The organism is Roseateles sp. P5_E8 (assembly GCF_054177665.1).
This window is the reverse complement of sequence record NZ_JBGCUM010000011.1, coordinates 1-16,154: the sequence shown is the minus strand read 5'-3', so window position 1 is coordinate 16,154 and position 16,154 is coordinate 1. Positions and strand designations below refer to the sequence as shown.

Sequence of the window (16,154 nt, the reverse complement as noted above, 5' to 3'; positions counted from 1 at the left end):
AGGCTGACCCGCGCGTGAGCGCTCGACTCATGAGGAGATTGCCATGAACATCTTTGCCAAGAAGCCTGTCCCCCGTTCGCTGCTGAACCCGGATGGCAGCCTGCGCGTGGCCGACACCGCGCCCCGGCCGCACAAGGTGGTGGTGGTCGAACCCAGGCCGAGGAGCCGCGTGCTGCCCTGGCTGCTGACGCTGGGCGCCGGTGCGGCCATCGCCATGGTGGCGGTGGTGGCGATGCAGGACCCGCGCTCGGTCGGCACCCAGCTCGACCATGCCGTCGCCAATGTCAAGGACGCCGGCACCCAGGCCGAACAGACCGTCATCGACTCGCAGAACGCCGCCGCGGACGCCTCGCGCAACGCGGTCAACGGGGTCGGCACCGCCGTTGCCGATGCCGGCATCACCACCAAGGTGAAAGCCGCGCTGGCCGTTGACCCGGCCCTGAGCGCCGCGCGCATCGAGGTGCACACCGACGACGGCATCGTGCGCCTGGACGGCCCCGCCCCCGACGCCGCCGCCAAGGCCCGCGCCACGGTGCTGGCCGGTGCACCCCAGGGCGTGCGTGGCGTGGACAACCGGCTGGCCCTGCCGCAACCCGGCGCCGTCGTTGCGACCGCAGCCGAACCGACCGTGCCGGTCGCGCCGCGCTGATCCAGCGCTCATCCTGCTGAGAGTTCGGGGCCGCCCCGCCGTGGGCGGCCTTGGCGTTCCTAAACTGCGCCGACCTTTCTCGGAGCAGGATTCCCATGCCGTTCTCACTGCGCGCCCTTGCGTTGCTCCTGCCTGCCTTCGCGGCGCTGCCGGCGATTGCCGACACGGCCGCCATCGGCAAGCGCTATTTCGACAGCAATTGCGCGATGTGCCACACGGTCTCGCCGGACCAGCGCGCGCTGATGGGGCCGGGCCTGTTCAACGTGCTGGGCCGCAAGGTCGGCGGCGTAACGGGCTTCGGCTACACCGCTGCGCTGGCGAAGTTGGGGGCGTCCAACAAGGTGTGGACTGCCGCCGAACTGGACCGCTTCCTGCGCGACCCGGCCCTGTTCGCACCGGGCACCTCCATGCCCATCAGCGTGCCGGACAAGACGCAGCGTGCGGCGCTGGTCAGCTACCTGGCCGCCCAGACGGGCCAGGCCAAGCCGAGCGCGGCGGTTGCGCCCGCTGCGGCCGCCAGCGACACGCGTGGCGCACCCGGCAGCTGGACCGAGGACGCGCCCGGCCGCATCCATGAGCTGAAGGCGGCGGACCTGGACAAGCCCTACGCCACGGAGAGCGCCAGCAACGGCCCGCGCACCGTGCCGCGCCCGGAAGGCCAGCTGCCGGCCGTCCCCGAGGGCTTCAAGGCCAATCTGTGGGCCAAAGACCCGGACCGTGGCCGAGTGATGGTCAAGGCACCCAACGGCGACATCTTCATCTCGTCCACGCCCAAGCGCCTGGTCAAGGTGTTCCGCTCGGCCAACGGCGAGACGGCCACCGAGGTCAGCACCTTTGCCGCCGGCATGGACCGGCCCTTCGGCATGGCCTTCTGGCCGCAAGGCCCCAACCCGCAATACCTCTACGTCGCCTTCGTCAACGCCATCGTCCGCTACCCGTACAAGAACGGCGACCTGGTGGCCACGGCCGAGCCCGAGGTCGTGGTGCCCAAGCTGACCGCCGCCGTCGGCGCGCATTCGTCCCGCACGCTGGTGTTCTCGGCGGATGGCAAGACGATGTTCCTGTCCATCGGCTCCGCCACCAACATCGCCGACGGCATGCCGGCCGCGCCGCCCGAACCCGTCTCGCAGTGGGAAGCGAAGCAGGGCGTCGGCTCGGCCTGGGGCGACGAGCTGGATCATGCGCTGGTCATCGCCTTCGACGCTGACGGGAAGAACAAGCGCACCTTCGCCACCGGCCTGCGCAACTGCGTCGGCATGTACCTGCACCCGCGCACGGGCGACCTGATCTGCAGCGTCAACGAGCGCGACCTGCTGGGCGACAACCTGCCGCCCGACTACCTCACGCGCGTGAAGCCCGGCGCCTTCTACGGCTGGCCCTGGTACTACATCGGCGCCAACGAAGACCCGCGCCTGAAGGGCCTGCGGCCCGACCTCAAGGACAAGGTGACGGCGCCCGACCTGCTCATCACCGCGCACTCGGCGCCGCTCGGCATGGTCATGTACGCCGCCCCGGCCGGTGCGCGAGCGGCCTTCCCGGCGGCCTACGACGGCGAGCTGTTCCTGGCGCTGCACGGCTCCTGGAACCGACACACCCGCACTGGCTCCAAGGTCGTGCGCGTGTTCATGAAGGACGGTTTGCCGACGGGCCGCTACCAGGACTTCATGACCGGCTTCGTCGTCAGCGACCAGGAGGTCTGGGGCCGCCCGAGCGCGGTGGTGGTGCAGGACGACGGCTCTCTGCTGGTGGACGACGACGTGACGGGCGAGATCTGGCGCGTGGCGCCGAAGTAGGACACACGGAATTTTTCCTCGCTAGGGCGGCGCTTCTTGTAAGCACGGCCCGGCACCGGGCCCAAGTGCTTCATTCGCACTAGGCGTGAGCGGCGCGTCCATCAATGATCCGGACGCACTCCCGACTCCCAGCCCACCGCCCATGGACAGCGCCAGCAAGACCCCCCGCCCCGATCTGCGCCAGAAACTCATCATCGCGGGCCTCGCCGCCCTGCTGCTGCTGGCGCTGCTCGCGCTGGACCTGCTTCAGACGCGCACCGCCACCGAGGTGCAGGCGCGCCGCAGCGCCACCGCCCAGGTGTTCGAGCGCGCGCCCGAGCAGTGGCTGGCCAACCCGCGCGAAGCGTCGGAGTTCGAGCGCGCCGTGCAGGCCCGCGAGGTCGCGGCCGTCGGCATCGAGGGCCGCCTGGTGCTCTACACCGACCGCGGTGGCCGCCACTTCTCCACCCACCTCATCGACTGCGGCCTCACCTGCAAGAGCGAGATCGCGTCCCGCCTGGGCGAGCTGAGCGTGGCCCAGGGCTTTGCGCTGACCGACATCGACGTCGACGCCCGCACCACCGGCCAGCGCTGGAGCCAGTCGCTGGACAAGGCGGCTACGGTGGCGTCGCCGCTGCTGGGCATCCTGCTCATCGTCGGCCTGCTGCTCTACGTGCAGATGCGCGGCCCCATCGGCCCGCGCACGCGCCTGGCCGACAAACCCAAGACCCGCTTCGACGACGTCATCGGTGCCGACGAAGCCAAGAAGGCCCTCAAGCGCGTGGCCGCCTTCATGAAGGACCCCAAGCAATACGCCGCCGTCGGCGCCAAGGCCCCGCGCGGCGTGCTGCTGGACGGCCCGCCCGGCACCGGCAAGACCCTGCTCGCCAAGGCCCTGGCCGGTGAATGCGGCGCCAGCTTCATCAGCGTGGACGGCTCCTACTTCAGCTCCATGTTCTACGGCGCCGGCATCGGCAAGGTGAAGGAGCTCTTCAAGCGCGCCCGCGACGCCGCGCCCTGCATCATCTTCATCGACGAGATCGACGGCATCGGCCGCCGCAGCAGCGGCAAGGACTCACCCGGCGGCGGCGAGCAGGAGCAGAACCGCATCATCAACCGCCTGCTGGTGGAGATGGACGGCTTCTCGGCGCTGGAGAACGTCGTCGTCATCGGCGCCACCAACCATGTCGACAACGTCGACATCGCCATGCGCCGCCCGGGCCGCTTCGACCTCATCGTGCGCACCTCGCTGCCCACCACGCCCGAGCGCCAGCAGCTGTTCGGCCTCTACCTCGGCCAGGTAAAGGCAGGCGCCGGCATGGACTTGCCATCGATTGCCCGCACCGCCTCGGGCATGTCACCCGCCGACATCGCCAACTGTGTGAACCGCGCCGCCGCCTACGCGGCCGAGGCCGGCGAGGCAGTGGTCAGCGAGGAGCGCGTCTACCAGTCGCTGGAGACCCACCAGCTCGGCGGCGAGGTGACCAACACCAAGGACCTGATCACGCCCGAGACGCTGCGCCGCATCGCCTTCCATGAGTCCGGCCACGCGCTGGTGGCCCATGTGCTGGAGGCCGGCAGCGTCGAGCGCGTCAGCATCGAGCCGCGCGGCCCGGCTTTGGGTGTGACCTATGTGGCGCGCAACCACGAGGAGCCGCTGTACGGCGAGCGCGAGCTGCGTTCACGCCTGGCCATGATGCTGGCCGGCCGCGAGGCCGAAATGATGGCCTTCGGCAACGCCTCCTCCGGCGCGGCGGACGACCTCAAGCGCGCCTCCGAACTGGCCACGTCCATGATCGGCTCTTACGGTTTCGGCAAGACCTTCGGCCTGCTCAGCATGGCCGGCGTGCCGCGCGAGCTGATCGGGCCCGACGTGCAGAAATCGCTGCTGGACGAAGCCCGCGCGCTGCTGGAAAGCGCGCAGGCCGAATGCCGCCGCGTGCTGGAAGACAAGCGCGACCGCCTGAGCACGCTGGCCGAGATGCTGCTGGGGCACGAGACCGTCAGCGGCGCGCCGCTCAAGCGCGTGCTTTCGGGCGAGCCGGCCTGACGTCGTTGCATCCTGCCGGCTGACAGGCGGCAGGCCGCCAGCCGCCTAGGCTGGAGCGGTGAAGGTCGCCACCTGGAACATCAACAACGTCGTCAAGCGGCTCGACCTGCTCGTGGACTGGCTGCGCCGCACCCGGCCTGACGTTGTTGCGCTTCAGGAACTGAAGGCGACCACTGAGGCCTTCCCTGCCGACGTGCTGCGCAAGGCGGGCTACGAGTCGCTCGTGGTGGGGCAGAGGACCTGGAATGGCGTCGCGCTGCTGGCGCGTGACATGGCGATGCTGCCTGTTGCAACCGTGCTGCCCGGCGACGCCAGGGACAAAGAGGCGCGCTACGTCGAAGCCGCCATCGGCGGCGTGCTCTTCGCGGGCCTCTACCTGCCCAATGGCAACCCGCAGCCCGGGCCGAAGTTCGATTACAAGCTGCGCTGGTTCGAGCGCCTGCGCCAGCGCGCCGCCGCGCTGTGGGCCACTGGCGCGCCGGTCGTGTTGATGGGCGACTGGAACGTCGTGCCGACCGACGCCGATATCTACAAGCCCGACACCTGGCGCGACAACGCGCTGCTGCAGCCCGCTGCGCGGCAGGCCTTTGCCGATGTGCTGGCGCAGGGTTGGGCGGACGCGCTGCTGGCCACACATCCGCATAAGCCGCCTTTCACCTTCTGGGACTACCGCCGCCGGCGCTGGGATCGCGACGCGGGGCTGCGCATCGACCACATCCTCGCCAGCGCGGCGCTGGAGGTGGTGGCCGCCGGCGTGGACCGCGAGGAGCGCGGCAAGGACGAGCCAAGCGACCACGCGCCGGTGTGGGCAGAGCTGCGCATCAAGCCTGCAAGAAAACCCCCTAGAAAGCGATGACGCGCTGTAACCAGCACGTCGTCCTACAACGACCGCGGTGCTGCGACGGCAATCTGCCGGCAGTGTTCAACATCACCGCTTGACCCGGAGGACTCCCATGCCCGACGAACTGACGATGCCCTGCAACCGCATCAGCATCACCGAAGAGCACGACGTGCGCAGCTGGTGCGACTCACTCGGCGTTACAGAGGAGCAGCTGCGGATTGCGGTGGCCGCGGTGGGCGATGAAGCGGACGAGGTTCGCGGACACCTGGGGCGCCCGGCCGGCTGAGCATGACGGCTTTCGGCCATCAACGCGGCCGCCGCATCGACGTTGCCGGTGCGCGCATCTACGCAGAGAGCATCGGCCCCGCTGACGCGCCTGTGCTGGTGCTGCTGCACGGCGGGTTCGGCAACATCGAGGACTTCAACGCCTTGCTGCCTGCACTCAACGGCTGGCGGGTCATTGGCATCGACAGCCGCGGCCACGGCGCATCGACGCTGGGCTCGTCGCCATGGACCTATCAGCGCGTCGAAGAGGACGTGGAGCAGGTGCTGCTGGCGATGGGTGTCGAACGCTGCACACTGCTGGGATTCAGCGACGGCGGCATCGTTGCGCTGCGGTTGGGCGCTTCACGCCGCGTGAAGGTGGACCGTATCGTCGTTATCGGCGCGACCTGGCACCACAAGAACCTGGTGTCGTCCCGAGAGATCCTTCAGAAGGTCACCGCAGAGAGTTGGCGCAACAAGTTCCCCGATACCTACGACGCCTATCAGAGCCTCAATCCTGAGCCGGATTTCGAGCGGCTGACGAAGGCGCTCGTGCAGGGCTGGCTCGACGATTCGCCGTCCGGCCACCCAGACGACCGCGTGGCCGACATCACGGCGCCGGTGCTGGTGGTACGCGGCGACGACGACCATCTCACCGCTCTGCAAGACGCGGTCGAGCTGCGCGAGACGCTCAAGGACGCGCATTTCCTCGGCATTCCCTTCGCCGGCCATGTGGCCCATGCCGAAGGTGAAGAGGTCTTCCTGCCTGCGCTGCGCCGATTCCTGGGACAGTCCGGCAGCGCGAGTCTCTAGCGCTGCGACCTGAGCTTCTGCAGTTCTTCGATGAGGTCCGCCACGAAGGCCGCCAATTCAGGGTTGGCGTCGAAGTCCCGTTCCACCGCCAGGATGCGCCGCGCGCGGCTCAAGTGAGGGCTGGAGAACCTGCGCTCGGCGGCCTCACCGCCGCTGCGGACCAGCAGCCCGGCATCCAGGCGCTGCTGCAGCCAATCCGCATCGACACCGCAGGCGCAGGCCAGCTCCTCCAGGCTCAAGCCCTGCTCGTCGATCACGAGGCCCAGCAGAACGGGTTCGTCGGCCATGGTCATGCCCCGCTGCTACGCGGCTCGAAGGCCTTGCCGACGATCTCGGCCATCGCCTGGTAGGCCGTGCGAGCACCCGGCAGCGTCGACGGTGGCAGCACCACCTCGACCTGCAGCACCATGTCTCCAGCGGGCTCACCGCTCAGCCCTTGCCCGCGCAGGCGCAGGCGCTTGYCATGCGGCGTGTCCGGCGGCACGGTCACGCTCACCTGGCCGGCGGGCGTGGAGGTGGTCACCTCGGCGCCCAGGGCCGCCTCCCAGGGAGCGAGCGGCAGGCGCTCATGCACGTCGCGGCTTGGCGTCTGGCCGATGCCAGCCTGCTTGAACTGGATCTCGACATAGAGGTCGCCGGTGGCCGCGCCGCCGCGCCCGGCAGAGCCTTGGCCCGCCAAGCGCAGGTGCTGGCCCGCGCGTATGCCCTTGGGAATCTGCACCTGGATCTGCCGCAGCGTGACGGCCCTGTGCCCCTTCTCGTCAGGTGCCAGGGTGCGCACCGTCACGGCGCGCACGGCGCCGTCGACCGCATCCGCAGCGTCGATCACCAGTTTGACGTGCTCATCCGAGCCGCGCGCAGGCTTTGCGTCGGCAGGGTCGGGCTTGGCGGCACGGCCGAACATGTGGGTGAAGAAGTCGCTGAAGGCCTCGCCCGTGCGCCCCGGCGTGGGCTCGCCGTCGAAGTCGAAACCCTGCTTCCAGTCGCTGGCCAGGTCTGCACTGGCTTGGCTGGCAGCGCGTCGTTCAAGTTCGCGGCGGCGCACGTTGTCATAGGCCGCCCGGCGCTTGGGGTCGGACAGCACCTCGTAGGCCTCGTTGACCTGGGTCATCGCGGCGTGGGCCTCTGGCGCCGCGTTCAGATCCGGGTGGTGCAGGCGCACCAGGCGCCGGTAGGCCTGCTTGATCGCAGCGGCATCGGCAGCGGCGTCCAACTGCATGACTTGGTAGTAGTCCTCGAAGCGCATGCTGCGAGTGTGAAATTCTGGTTGGCATGCGCCATCGGACGCCGCCGCCCGTAGGACGTGGTTGGGTCCTACATCGACGCTGACTGCGAGGCTGCGCGCTGGAACTCTGAATCCAGCGCCGCGACCCAGGCGGCCCGGGCCTGCGGCGGCGCAAAGCTCGCGTCCAGGCTGTTGCGCGCGAGCTGCCAGGCCTCGCGCGCGCCCCACCGCGGCTGGGCCTCGAACAGCGCCAGCAGGTTCTCGTTCAGATAGCCGCCGAAGTAGGCCGGGTCGTCCGAGTTGATGGTCACGGCCAGGCCGGCGGCCAGCATCTGCGGCAGCGGGTGCTCGGCCAGGTTGGGCACCACGCAGAGCTTGACGTTGGACAACGGGCAGACCGTCAGCGGCATGCGCTCAGCAGCCAGGCGCTGCATCAGCGCCGGGCTCTCGATGGCGCGCACACCGTGGTCGATGCGCTCCACCTTCAGCAGGTCCAGCGCCTCCTCGATGTAGGCGGGCGGCCCTTCCTCGCCGGCATGGGCCACGCGGTGCAGGCCCAGTTCGGCGCAGCGCGCAAACACACGCTCGAACTTGGCGGGCGGGTGGCCGCGCTCGGAGCTGTCCAGCCCGACGCCGATGAAGTGGGCGCGCCAGGGCAGGGCTGCCTCCAGCGTGGTGAAGGCGTCTTCCTCGCTGAGGTGGCGCAGAAAGCACAGGATCAATGCGCCGCTGATGCCGAGCTTTTCGCCCGCGTCGGCGCAGGCACGCGACAGGCCCTGGATGACGGTGCCGATGGCCACGCCGCGCGCGGTGTGCGTCTGCGGGTCGAAGAACAGCTCGGCATGGACGATGTGGTCGCGCGCCGCCTTCTCGAAGTAGGCCCAGGCCATGTCGTAGAAGTCCTGCTCCTGCAGCAGCACGCTGGCCCCGGCGTAGTAGATGTCGAGAAAGGTCTGCAGGTCGGTGAAGGCATAGGCCGCCCGCAGCGCCTCGACGCTGGCATAGGGCAGGGGGATGCCATTGCGCTCGGCCAGCGCGAAGATCAGCTCGGGCTCCAGGGAGCCCTCGATGTGGATGTGCAGCTCGGCCTTGGGCATGCGGGCGAGCAGGCCCGGGAGAGCTGAGCGCTCGATGCGATCAAAAGCAATTTCAGTCATGCGCTCAGTCTCCCCTGTCAGAGCATCACTTGGCTCCCGGGACCTTTCCTTCGACGCCCTTGACGAAGAACTTGATGCCGCCCAGGAAGCCGTCATCGGCGATGGCGTCCTTGGCCAGCACTTCCTTGCCCGTGTTGTCGACCAGTGGCCCCTTCCAGATAGCGAAGCTACCGTCCTTCAACCCGGCCTTGATCTGCTCGACCTTGGCCTTGGTCTCGGCCGGCACGTCGTCGGCGATGGACACCAGGTCGATGGCGCCTTCCTTGACGCCCCACCAGGCCTTGCCGGTGGCCCACTTGCCGTCCAGCGCGTCGCGCGTGGCCTTGATGTAGTACGGCGCCCAGTTGATGACGGCCGAGCCCAGGTGGGCCTTGGGGCCGTAGGCCTTCATGTCGGAGTCCCAGCCGAAGGCGCGCTTGCCCTTTTCTTCGGCGGTCTTGAGCACGGCGGCGGAGTCGGTGTTCTGCATCAGCACGTCGGCGCCACCGTTGATCAGCGCGACGGCGGCCTCGGTTTCCTTCGGCGGGTCGAACCACTCGTTGACCCAGACCACCTTGGTCTTGATCTTGGGGTTCACGCTCTGCGCGCCCAGCGTGAAGCTGTTGATGTTGCGGATGACTTCGGGGATGGGGATGGAGCCGACCACGCCGATGGTGTTGGTCTTGGTCATGGCCCCGGCGATGACGCCGGCCAGGTAGGCGCCCTCGTAGGTGCGGCTGTCGTAGGTGCGCAGGTTCTCGGCCGTCTTGTAGCCGGTGGCGTGCTCGAACTTCACGTCCTTGTGTTCGGCGGCGACCTTGAGCATGGGCTCCATGTAGCCGAAGGTGGTGCCGAAGACCAGCTTGTTGCCCTGGCCCACCATGTCGTTGAAGACCCGCTCGGCGTCGGCCGCCTCGGGCACCTTCTCGACGAAGCTGGTCGCGATCTTGTCGCCGAATTCCTTCTCCAGCGCCTTGCGGGCGTTGTCGTGGGCGAACGTCCAGCCGCCGTCACCGACCGGGCCGACGTAGGCGAAGGCGATCTTCAGCGGCTCGGGCTTGGCGGCGGCCGAGGCGGCCGGCGCGGCGGCGGGAGCCTCTTCCTTCTTCGAGCAGGCGGTGAGTGCGGCGGCCGCAGCGAGCGCGGCCAGTGCGAAGGTCCGGCGGTTGGCGAGAGATTTCATGCGTTCTCCTGGAGGTGGACGGGTGGGGTTAGTGACCGGGCTTGAAGGGCTTGCCGAGTGACGCGGGCATGTTGGCCTTGATCCACGCCGGGTTGCGCGAGATCAGCACCAGCACGACGATGGTTGACAGGTAGGGCAGCATGCTGAGCCAGTGGCTGGAGATGTCTATGCCTTCGCTCTGCAGATGGAACTGCAGCATCGTGACGCCGCCGAACAGGTAGGCGCCCAGCAGCACGCGGGCCGGCCGCCAGGTGGCGAAGGTGGTCAGCGCCAGCGCGATCCAGCCCTTGCCGGCCACCATGCCCTCCACCCACAGCGGTGTGTAGACCAGCGACAGATAGGCACCCGCCAGGCCGCACAGCGCGCCACCGGCCGCCACCGCCGCGAGGCGGATCTTGCGCACCGGGTAGCCCAGCGCATGGGCCGACTCGGGCGACTCACCCACCGCGCGCAGCACCAGGCCGGCCCGCGTGCGGTACAGGAAGAAGTGCAGCGCCACGGCCAGCGCCATGGCCAGGTAGACCACCGGGTGGTGCTCGAACAGCGCCTTGCCCAGCACCGGCAGGTCGGCCAGGCCCGGGACGGCCCAGTGCCCGCGCTCCGAGAGCCGCTGCTGCGTGTACTCGATGCCCACGAAGGCCGAGAAGCCGGCGCCAAAAAGGCTCAGCGCCAGCCCAGTGGCATAGGGGTTGGTGTTGAGCCAGATCACCAGCAGGCCCAGGAACAGCGCCAGCACGACGCCAGCCGCCATGCCGGCCGCAAAGCCGAGCAGGTCCGAGCCGCTGTGCACCGCCGTCGCGTAGCCGGCGATGGCCGCCACCAGCATCAGGCCCTCGGCGCCGAGGTTGACGATGCCGGCGCGCTCGTTGATCAAGAGACCTAACCCGGCAATCGCAAGCACCGTGCCGGCGCTCAGCGTTGCGGCAATGAGCAAGGCAATTTCGTTCATGCCGGTGCTCCCGCGCGCGCCTTGGCCTTTTCCTTGGATGCCGCCACCCAGCGCATGCGGTATTGCAGCCCGTGGTCGCAGGCCAGCAGCGTGAACAACAGCAAGCCCTGGAACACGCTGGTCAACGCCTTGGGCAGACCCATGCGGCTCTGCGCCAGCTCGCCGCCGATGTAGAACATGCTCATCAGCACCGCCGAGAAGACGATGCCCACCGGGTGCAGCCGGCCGACGAAGGCAACGATGATGGCCGCGAAGCCGTAGCCCACCGGCACGTAGGGCGTCAGCTGCCCCAGCGGCCCGGCCACCTCGAAGGCGCCCGCCAGGCCGGCCATGCCGCCGGACAGCAGCAGTGCCGTCCACAGCGCGCTGCGCGACGAAAAGCCGGCATAGCGCGCGGCCGCCGGCGCGATGCCGCCCACGGTCAATGCATAGCCCCGGTAGGTGCGGAACTGGAAGATCGCAAAGGCCACGACCGCGACCAGCGCGATGACGACGCCCGCATTCATGCGCAGCCCCGCCACCAGGCGCGGCAGGCGCGTTCCCGGCGCGAACAGCAGGGTCTGCGGGAAGTTGTAGCCGTTCGGGTCCTTCCAGGGCCCGTAGACGAGGTAGTTCAGCAGCAAGCCGGCCACGTAGACCAGCATCAGACTGACCAGGATCTCGTTSGYGTTGAAGCGGTCGCGCAGCAGCGCSACGAYGCCGGCCCACAGCATGCCGCCGGCCACGCCGCCCAGCAGCACCGGCACGACGAACCAGGCCGACGTGTCCGGCCCCGCCTGCATGGCCACCCAGCCAGCACCCAGAGCGCCGAGCACGAACTGGCCCTCGGCACCGATGTTCCAGATGTTGGCGCGAAAGCACACCGCCAGGCCCAGCGCGATCAGCGCCAGTGGCACGGCCTTGACGCTCAGCTCCGACAGCGCCCGGCCGTTCTTCAGCGGCTCGACGAAGAACAGGCGCAGCGCCTGCAGCGGGTCCTTGCCCAGCGCGGTGAACAGCACGACGCCGATCAGCACCGTGATGGCCAGCGCCAGCAGCGGCGCCGCCACGGCCAGCAGCATGGAGGTTTGCGTGCGCGGCTCAACCTTGAACATCGCTGACCTCCGGGGCGGTATCGGCGCTGGGCCACAGCCCCGACATCCATTCGCCGATCTGCTCGCGCGTGGCCGCAGCGATGGGCACCGAGGGCGACAGCCGGCCGTCGGCGATGACCAGCAGCCGGTCGCAGATCTCGAACAGCTCGTCCAGCTCCTCGCTGAACACCAGCAGCGCGCAGCCCTGGTTGCGCAGCCGCAGCAGCTCGCCGCGGATCTGCGCGGCCGCGCCCACGTCCACACCCCAGGTCGGCTGGGCAATGATGAGCAGCTTGGGCTGCGCATCGATCTCACGGCCGACGATGAACTTCTGCAGGTTGCCGCCCGACAGCGTGCGCGCCATCGCGTCCGGCCCCGAGGCCTTGACGCGAAAGCCCTCGATCAACTTCGCCGCCAGCCGGCGCGCGTCGCCGAGGCGCAGCCAGCCACCCCGGCCGACCGCCTCGGTGCGCGTCAGCAGCGTGTTCATGGCCAGCGACAGCGTCGGCACCGCGCCTCGGCCCAGCCTCTCCTCGGGCACAAAGTGCAGCCCCGCAGCTCGGCGCCGGGCCGGCGGGGCCTGGGCGATGTCCCGATCGAAAAGGCGGATGCTGCCGGCCGCCGCGCGCGGGTCCTCGCCCGACAGCGCCGCGAGCAGCTCCTGCTGGCCGTTCCCCGACACGCCGGCCACGCCGACGATCTCGCCCGCGCAGACGTCGAAGCCGATGTTCTTCAGCGTGACGCCAAAGGGGTCCAGCTGGGCCAGACCCAGGCTGCCCACGCGCAACACCGACGCGCCGGGGCGGCCCTCGCGCTGCGTCAGCACCGGCGCGTCGGCGCCGATCATCAGCCGCGACAGGCTGGCATTGCTCTCCTGCCGCGGGTCGACCTCGCCCACCACGCGGCCGCCGCGCAGCACTGTGCAGTGATGGCACAGCGAGCGGATCTCGTGCAGCTTGTGGCTGATGTAGAGGATGGCGCAGCCCTCGCTGCTGAGCTGGCGCAGCGTCACGAACAGTCGCTCCACGGCCTGCGGCGTCAGCACCGAGGTGGGCTCGTCCAGGATCAGCAGTTGCGGCCGCGTCAGCAGCGCGCGCACGATCTCGACGCGCTGGCGCTCGCCGACGCTGAGCGTGTGCACCGGCCGCGACGGGTCCACGGGCAGGCCGTACTCCGCCGACACCGCGCGCGTCTGCTCGGCCACCTCGGCCAGCGACAGCGCCTTGTCCAGCCCCAGCCAGATGTTCTCGGCGGCGGTCAGCGTGTCGAACAGCGAGAAGTGCTGGTAGACCATGCTGATGCCCAGCGCCCGCGCCTGCGCGGGGCTGGCCACCGCGACCTCGCGGCCGTTCCAGGCCATCTGCCCGGCATCCGGCCGCGTGGCGCCGTAGATGATCTTCATCAGCGTCGACTTGCCCGCGCCGTTCTCACCCAGGATGGCGTGGATCTGCCCCGGCGCCACCTTGAGATGGATGTCGTCGTTGGCGCGAACGCCCGGGTACTGCTTCGTGATGCCGATCAGCTCAAGTCTGGACATACGTCGGTTGGCAATCGTTGGTCTTCGGGCCGAGCGCCGGGCCGCTCCCAAGCCGGCCCGCTAGGGCGATGTGCTTGCGGCTCAATGCCGCAAACATCGCCGTCCCCTCGGGGACCGACCAGGCTCGCCCGTGTTCAGCGGGGCGAGACTGGGCGAGGGGTTTAGAAGTGATATTCGGCTCTGATCATCGGCGTCTTGGCAAACGCGCCGCTACCGGCCGGACCCTTGTACGGATTGCCGAACTTGTTGCGCCAGTACTGATATTCCAGACCCACCTTGAACTTGTTCGGCGTCGCGCCGGTGGCGGCGCCGACGTCGAGCATGACCTGGCCGTCGAAGTTGAACTCGGGCCCGGTCGAGCCACCGAACTCGTTCGTGCCTTTGCTGGCGATGTAGTTGGCAAAGCCCTCGAAGGCCAGCGGCAGCTTGCCCAGCGGGATGCCCCAGGCGGCCGTCAGCATCATGTGGGTCTTGTAGTTGAAGCGCGGCGTCGCGGTGCTGCTGAACTTGTTGTAGGGCGCGTTGCTCTCCTTCAGCAGCAGCAGGCTGACGTTGAGGAAGCCGGGCACGTCCATCATGAACGTCGGGCCCAGCACCAGCATCTGCTTGCGCGAGTTGTAGCCGGCGTCGACCTTGACGTTGGCATCGAAGCCGAGGGTGACGCCCATGCCGCGCACCGGCCCGAAGGCGAACTTGCTGTCGGTGACCTTGGACAGGTCCAGCGTGTGGCGATAGACGATGTAGACCTCGCTGGCGCCGCTGCCCGAGTTGGGGCTGGACGGGTCCTTCTTGTCGGACAGCAGCAGGTCGGCGTTGAAGAAGTTGCTGCCGTAGCTGTAGCCGCTGACGTGGTTGAGGTTCACGATGCTCTTGTGGATGTCGTTGGTGCCGAAGGGCTCCCCGAACTTGGTGCCGTAGCGGTAGCCGATGGAGGTGTCGCTCCAGTCGGCGGCTGAGGCTGTGCCGGTGGCGAGGGCGGCAACGGTGGTGCAAAGCAGGCGCGTGGTCGTTCTCATGGTGAAGTTCCTCTGTGGATGGTTGGGAAGACTCTTGAAATGAGGCACCGGGCGGTGGGTCTGCATCAGGCATCCCTTCGCGCGCGGTAGAGCATGTCCAGCGTGATGTGCCGCACTTCCAGCTTGCTCTGTTGGATGTGGGCGCGCAGCAGGCGCTGGGCTTCGTCGGTGCGCCGCCGCGTGATGGCGCGCAGGATGCGGGCGTGCTCGTCGTAGGTGGCGTCTATGCGCGCCGGCTTGGTGAAGTCCAGGCGCCGGATGATGCGGATGCGCTCGGTGATCTCCTTGTGCACGCGGGCCATCTCGCGGTTGCCGCTGCCCAGCACCAGCAGCGCGTGAAAGCGCTCGTCCAGCAGGCCCACCTGGGCCGCGTCATCGAGGCGCTCGGCCGGGGGCAGCAGCCAGGTGTCGGCCAGCGGGCCCAGTTCGGGCCGCTGTTCGCTTTCGGCCAGGTGGCGTGCGGCCTCGCACTCGATCAGCGTGCGCAGGTCGTAGAGCTCGTCCATGACGTCGAAATCGAGCGGTGCCACCTGCCAGCCCAGGCGCGGCAGCAGGTTCAGGAAGCCCTCGCGCTCCAGCCGCTGCAGCGCGGCGCGCAGCGGCGTGCGGCTGACGGCCACGCGCTGCGCCAGCTCGGTCTCGGAGACGCGGTCGCCGGGCATCAGCTGGAAGTCGAAGATCATCTGCTTGAGCCGCGCATAGGCCTGGTCGGTCAGGCTGGCGGCCTCGGGCGCGGCGGTGCTGCTCACGGGGCCGCCACGGGGAAAGGAATCATGCTGACGTGCGCCGAGACGATGCGCCAGCCTTCGGGCAGGCGCACCCAGGTCTGCGTCTGGAAGCCGCGCAGCGGCGTGTCGCTGCGCACGAACTCCACCTGCGCCACCGCCATGTCGGGCCCGAAGGCGTGCAGGCGCAGGTGCTCCAGCCGCCGCGTGAAATTGGGCGCGGGCGTGGCGGCGCGGTAGGCCGCCAGCTCGGCGATGCCCCATTGCCGGTCGGCAATGCCGTACCGCGTGGTGCGCTCGTCCTGCCAGAAGAAGGCATTGAGCGCGGCCACGTCGTTGCTCATCAGCGCCTGCTCGTAGACCTCGAACACGGCGGCTAGTTCGGCCAGCACGGCCGGGTCGTCGAAGTGGCGCGGGTTCATCATTTGGAGGCCGCGAGGAAGGCACGCCAGCCGCCGTGGTGGCTGATGTCGGGCGCGCCTAGCAGCGCGGCGCCTTCGCAGATGAAGCCCTTGACCCAGCGGCCGTCGGCCAGCTCCAGGCTGCCCAGGCCGAGCGGCGGCGGGATCAGCGCCWGCAGCGAGCCGATGCTGGCCTGCGGCAGCTCGTAGACCTCGACCTCGATGGCGTGGCCGCTGGCCGCATCGGCCACGCGTGCCAGGCCGGGCTTGGGCGGCACCGTGCCGGGCAGGGCATGCAGGCGGTAGCGCGGCGCGGTCTGCGTGCGGGCTTGCAGCCGGGCGCCGCGGGCCAGCAACTGGCCATGCAGGGGCAGGCCTTGCAGATGGGCGCCGACGACGGCCAGCAGCAGCGTCGGCTCGGCGCGGGGCAGGGCTTGCACGCGGCGGTCGGCGGCTTGCGCGTGGCGCAGACGGGCGCCCAGCGGGGCGGGGCCAGCGGCCTCCCAGCGCAGGCCGAAGT

At 69.2% G+C, this 16,154-nt stretch carries 17 protein-coding genes; 6 read left to right on the top strand and 11 right to left on the bottom strand.

What is annotated here, in order from left to right; genetic code table 11:
* Nucleotides 1-43: 43 nt before the first annotated feature.
* From ACXRVZ_RS08920 to ACXRVZ_RS08895, 6 genes are all read left to right on the top strand, one after another.
* Nucleotides 44-649, top strand: coding sequence for a BON domain-containing protein (locus ACXRVZ_RS08920; protein ID WP_457425535.1), 606 nt, complete (start codon nucleotides 44-46; stop codon nucleotides 647-649).
* A 95-nt stretch (nucleotides 650-744) separates the two neighbouring features.
* On the top strand, nucleotides 745-2,442 hold the full coding sequence (locus ACXRVZ_RS08915) for a PQQ-dependent sugar dehydrogenase (protein WP_457425533.1): 1,698 nt from the start codon (nucleotides 745-747) through the stop codon (nucleotides 2,440-2,442).
* A 142-nt stretch (nucleotides 2,443-2,584) separates the two neighbouring features.
* Entirely contained in the window at nucleotides 2,585-4,471 is a 1,887-nt protein-coding gene (locus ACXRVZ_RS08910; protein ID WP_457425531.1) for an AAA family ATPase, read from the top strand.
* 58 nt (nucleotides 4,472-4,529) lie between these two features.
* Nucleotides 4,530-5,327: an exodeoxyribonuclease III gene (locus tag ACXRVZ_RS08905; RefSeq protein ID WP_457425529.1), complete on the top strand. Its 798-nt coding sequence runs from the start codon at nucleotides 4,530-4,532 to the stop codon at nucleotides 5,325-5,327.
* 97 nt (nucleotides 5,328-5,424) lie between these two features.
* Nucleotides 5,425-5,598, top strand: coding sequence for a DUF3606 domain-containing protein (locus ACXRVZ_RS08900; RefSeq protein WP_457425527.1), 174 nt, complete (start codon nucleotides 5,425-5,427; stop codon nucleotides 5,596-5,598).
* A 2-nt stretch (nucleotides 5,599-5,600) separates the two neighbouring features.
* Nucleotides 5,601-6,389 (top strand): alpha/beta fold hydrolase, encoded by a 789-nt coding sequence (locus ACXRVZ_RS08895; protein ID WP_457425525.1) that lies wholly within the window; start codon nucleotides 5,601-5,603, stop codon nucleotides 6,387-6,389.
* On the opposite strand, the gene ACXRVZ_RS08890 is transcribed toward ACXRVZ_RS08895, so the two are convergent.
* The 11 genes from ACXRVZ_RS08890 to ACXRVZ_RS08840 form a co-directional block, all read right to left on the bottom strand.
* Nucleotides 6,386-6,682, bottom strand: coding sequence for a MerR family transcriptional regulator (locus tag ACXRVZ_RS08890; protein ID WP_457425523.1), 297 nt, complete (start codon nucleotides 6,680-6,682; stop codon nucleotides 6,386-6,388). The two genes, ACXRVZ_RS08895 and ACXRVZ_RS08890, sit on opposite strands and share 4 nt — an antisense overlap.
* The gene (locus ACXRVZ_RS08885) at nucleotides 6,679-7,635 is read right to left on the bottom strand and encodes a DnaJ C-terminal domain-containing protein (RefSeq protein WP_458232307.1); all 957 of its coding nucleotides are present in this window, start codon (nucleotides 7,633-7,635) and stop codon (nucleotides 6,679-6,681) included. Before ACXRVZ_RS08885 ends, ACXRVZ_RS08890 begins: the two co-directional genes overlap by 4 nt.
* A gap of 68 nt (nucleotides 7,636-7,703) precedes the next feature.
* Nucleotides 7,704-8,771, bottom strand: coding sequence for an adenosine deaminase (locus ACXRVZ_RS08880; RefSeq protein WP_457425519.1), 1,068 nt, complete (start codon nucleotides 8,769-8,771; stop codon nucleotides 7,704-7,706).
* Nucleotides 8,772-8,796: 25 nt separating this feature from the next.
* Nucleotides 8,797-9,933, bottom strand: a complete 1,137-nt coding sequence (locus ACXRVZ_RS08875) for a BMP family ABC transporter substrate-binding protein (protein WP_457425517.1) — start codon at nucleotides 9,931-9,933, stop codon at nucleotides 8,797-8,799.
* A 28-nt stretch (nucleotides 9,934-9,961) separates the two neighbouring features.
* On the bottom strand, nucleotides 9,962-10,882 hold the full coding sequence (locus tag ACXRVZ_RS08870; RefSeq protein ID WP_458232306.1) for an ABC transporter permease: 921 nt from the start codon (nucleotides 10,880-10,882) through the stop codon (nucleotides 9,962-9,964).
* On the bottom strand, nucleotides 10,879-11,976 hold the full coding sequence (locus ACXRVZ_RS08865; RefSeq protein WP_458232305.1) for an ABC transporter permease: 1,098 nt from the start codon (nucleotides 11,974-11,976) through the stop codon (nucleotides 10,879-10,881). The genes ACXRVZ_RS08870 and ACXRVZ_RS08865 overlap by 4 nt, the downstream gene beginning before the upstream one ends.
* Nucleotides 11,963-13,492 carry an ABC transporter ATP-binding protein gene (locus tag ACXRVZ_RS08860; protein ID WP_457425511.1) on the bottom strand — a complete coding sequence of 510 codons (1,530 nt, stop codon included), beginning with the start codon at nucleotides 13,490-13,492 and terminating at the stop codon, nucleotides 11,963-11,965. The genes ACXRVZ_RS08865 and ACXRVZ_RS08860 overlap by 14 nt, the downstream gene beginning before the upstream one ends.
* Before the next feature lie 161 nt (nucleotides 13,493-13,653).
* On the bottom strand, nucleotides 13,654-14,508 hold the full coding sequence (locus ACXRVZ_RS08855) for an outer envelope protein (protein ID WP_457425509.1): 855 nt from the start codon (nucleotides 14,506-14,508) through the stop codon (nucleotides 13,654-13,656).
* 65 nt (nucleotides 14,509-14,573) lie between these two features.
* Nucleotides 14,574-15,257 (bottom strand): GntR family transcriptional regulator, encoded by a 684-nt coding sequence (locus ACXRVZ_RS08850; RefSeq protein WP_457425507.1) that lies wholly within the window; start codon nucleotides 15,255-15,257, stop codon nucleotides 14,574-14,576.
* Nucleotides 15,254-15,655: an oxalurate catabolism protein HpxZ gene (gene hpxZ / locus ACXRVZ_RS08845; protein WP_457425505.1), complete on the bottom strand. Its 402-nt coding sequence runs from the start codon at nucleotides 15,653-15,655 to the stop codon at nucleotides 15,254-15,256. Before hpxZ ends, ACXRVZ_RS08850 begins: the two co-directional genes overlap by 4 nt.
* The coding region (locus ACXRVZ_RS08840) for an allophanate hydrolase-related protein (RefSeq protein ID WP_458232304.1) at nucleotides 15,655-16,154 on the bottom strand (500 nt) is incomplete at its 5' end. The genes ACXRVZ_RS08840 and hpxZ, both read right to left, overlap by 1 nt.

Bases quoted from the DNA above. Each gene is read 5' to 3' on its own strand.
- ACXRVZ_RS08920 (WP_457425535.1), top strand. From the start codon at position 44: ATGAACATCTTTGCCAAGAAGCCTGTCCCCCGTTCGCTGCTGAACCCG.
- ACXRVZ_RS08915 (WP_457425533.1), top strand. From the start codon at position 745: ATGCCGTTCTCACTGCGCGCCCTTGCGTTGCTCCTGCCTGCCTTCGCG.
- ACXRVZ_RS08910 (WP_457425531.1), top strand. From the start codon at position 2,585: ATGGACAGCGCCAGCAAGACCCCCCGCCCCGATCTGCGCCAGAAACTC.
- ACXRVZ_RS08900 (WP_457425527.1), top strand. From the start codon at position 5,425: ATGCCCGACGAACTGACGATGCCCTGCAACCGCATCAGCATCACCGAA.
- ACXRVZ_RS08895 (WP_457425525.1), top strand. From the start codon at position 5,601: ATGACGGCTTTCGGCCATCAACGCGGCCGCCGCATCGACGTTGCCGGT.
- ACXRVZ_RS08890 (WP_457425523.1), bottom strand. From the start codon at position 6,682: ATGACCATGGCCGACGAACCCGTTCTGCTGGGCCTCGTGATCGACGAG.
- ACXRVZ_RS08880 (WP_457425519.1), bottom strand. From the start codon at position 8,771: ATGACTGAAATTGCTTTTGATCGCATCGAGCGCTCAGCTCTCCCGGGC.
- ACXRVZ_RS08875 (WP_457425517.1), bottom strand. From the start codon at position 9,933: ATGAAATCTCTCGCCAACCGCCGGACCTTCGCACTGGCCGCGCTCGCT.
- ACXRVZ_RS08870 (WP_458232306.1), bottom strand. From the start codon at position 10,882: ATGAACGAAATTGCCTTGCTCATTGCCGCAACGCTGAGCGCCGGCACG.
- ACXRVZ_RS08860 (WP_457425511.1), bottom strand. From the start codon at position 13,492: ATGTCCAGACTTGAGCTGATCGGCATCACGAAGCAGTACCCGGGCGTT.
- ACXRVZ_RS08855 (WP_457425509.1), bottom strand. From the start codon at position 14,508: ATGAGAACGACCACGCGCCTGCTTTGCACCACCGTTGCCGCCCTCGCC.
- hpxZ (WP_457425505.1), bottom strand. From the start codon at position 15,655: ATGAACCCGCGCCACTTCGACGACCCGGCCGTGCTGGCCGAACTAGCC.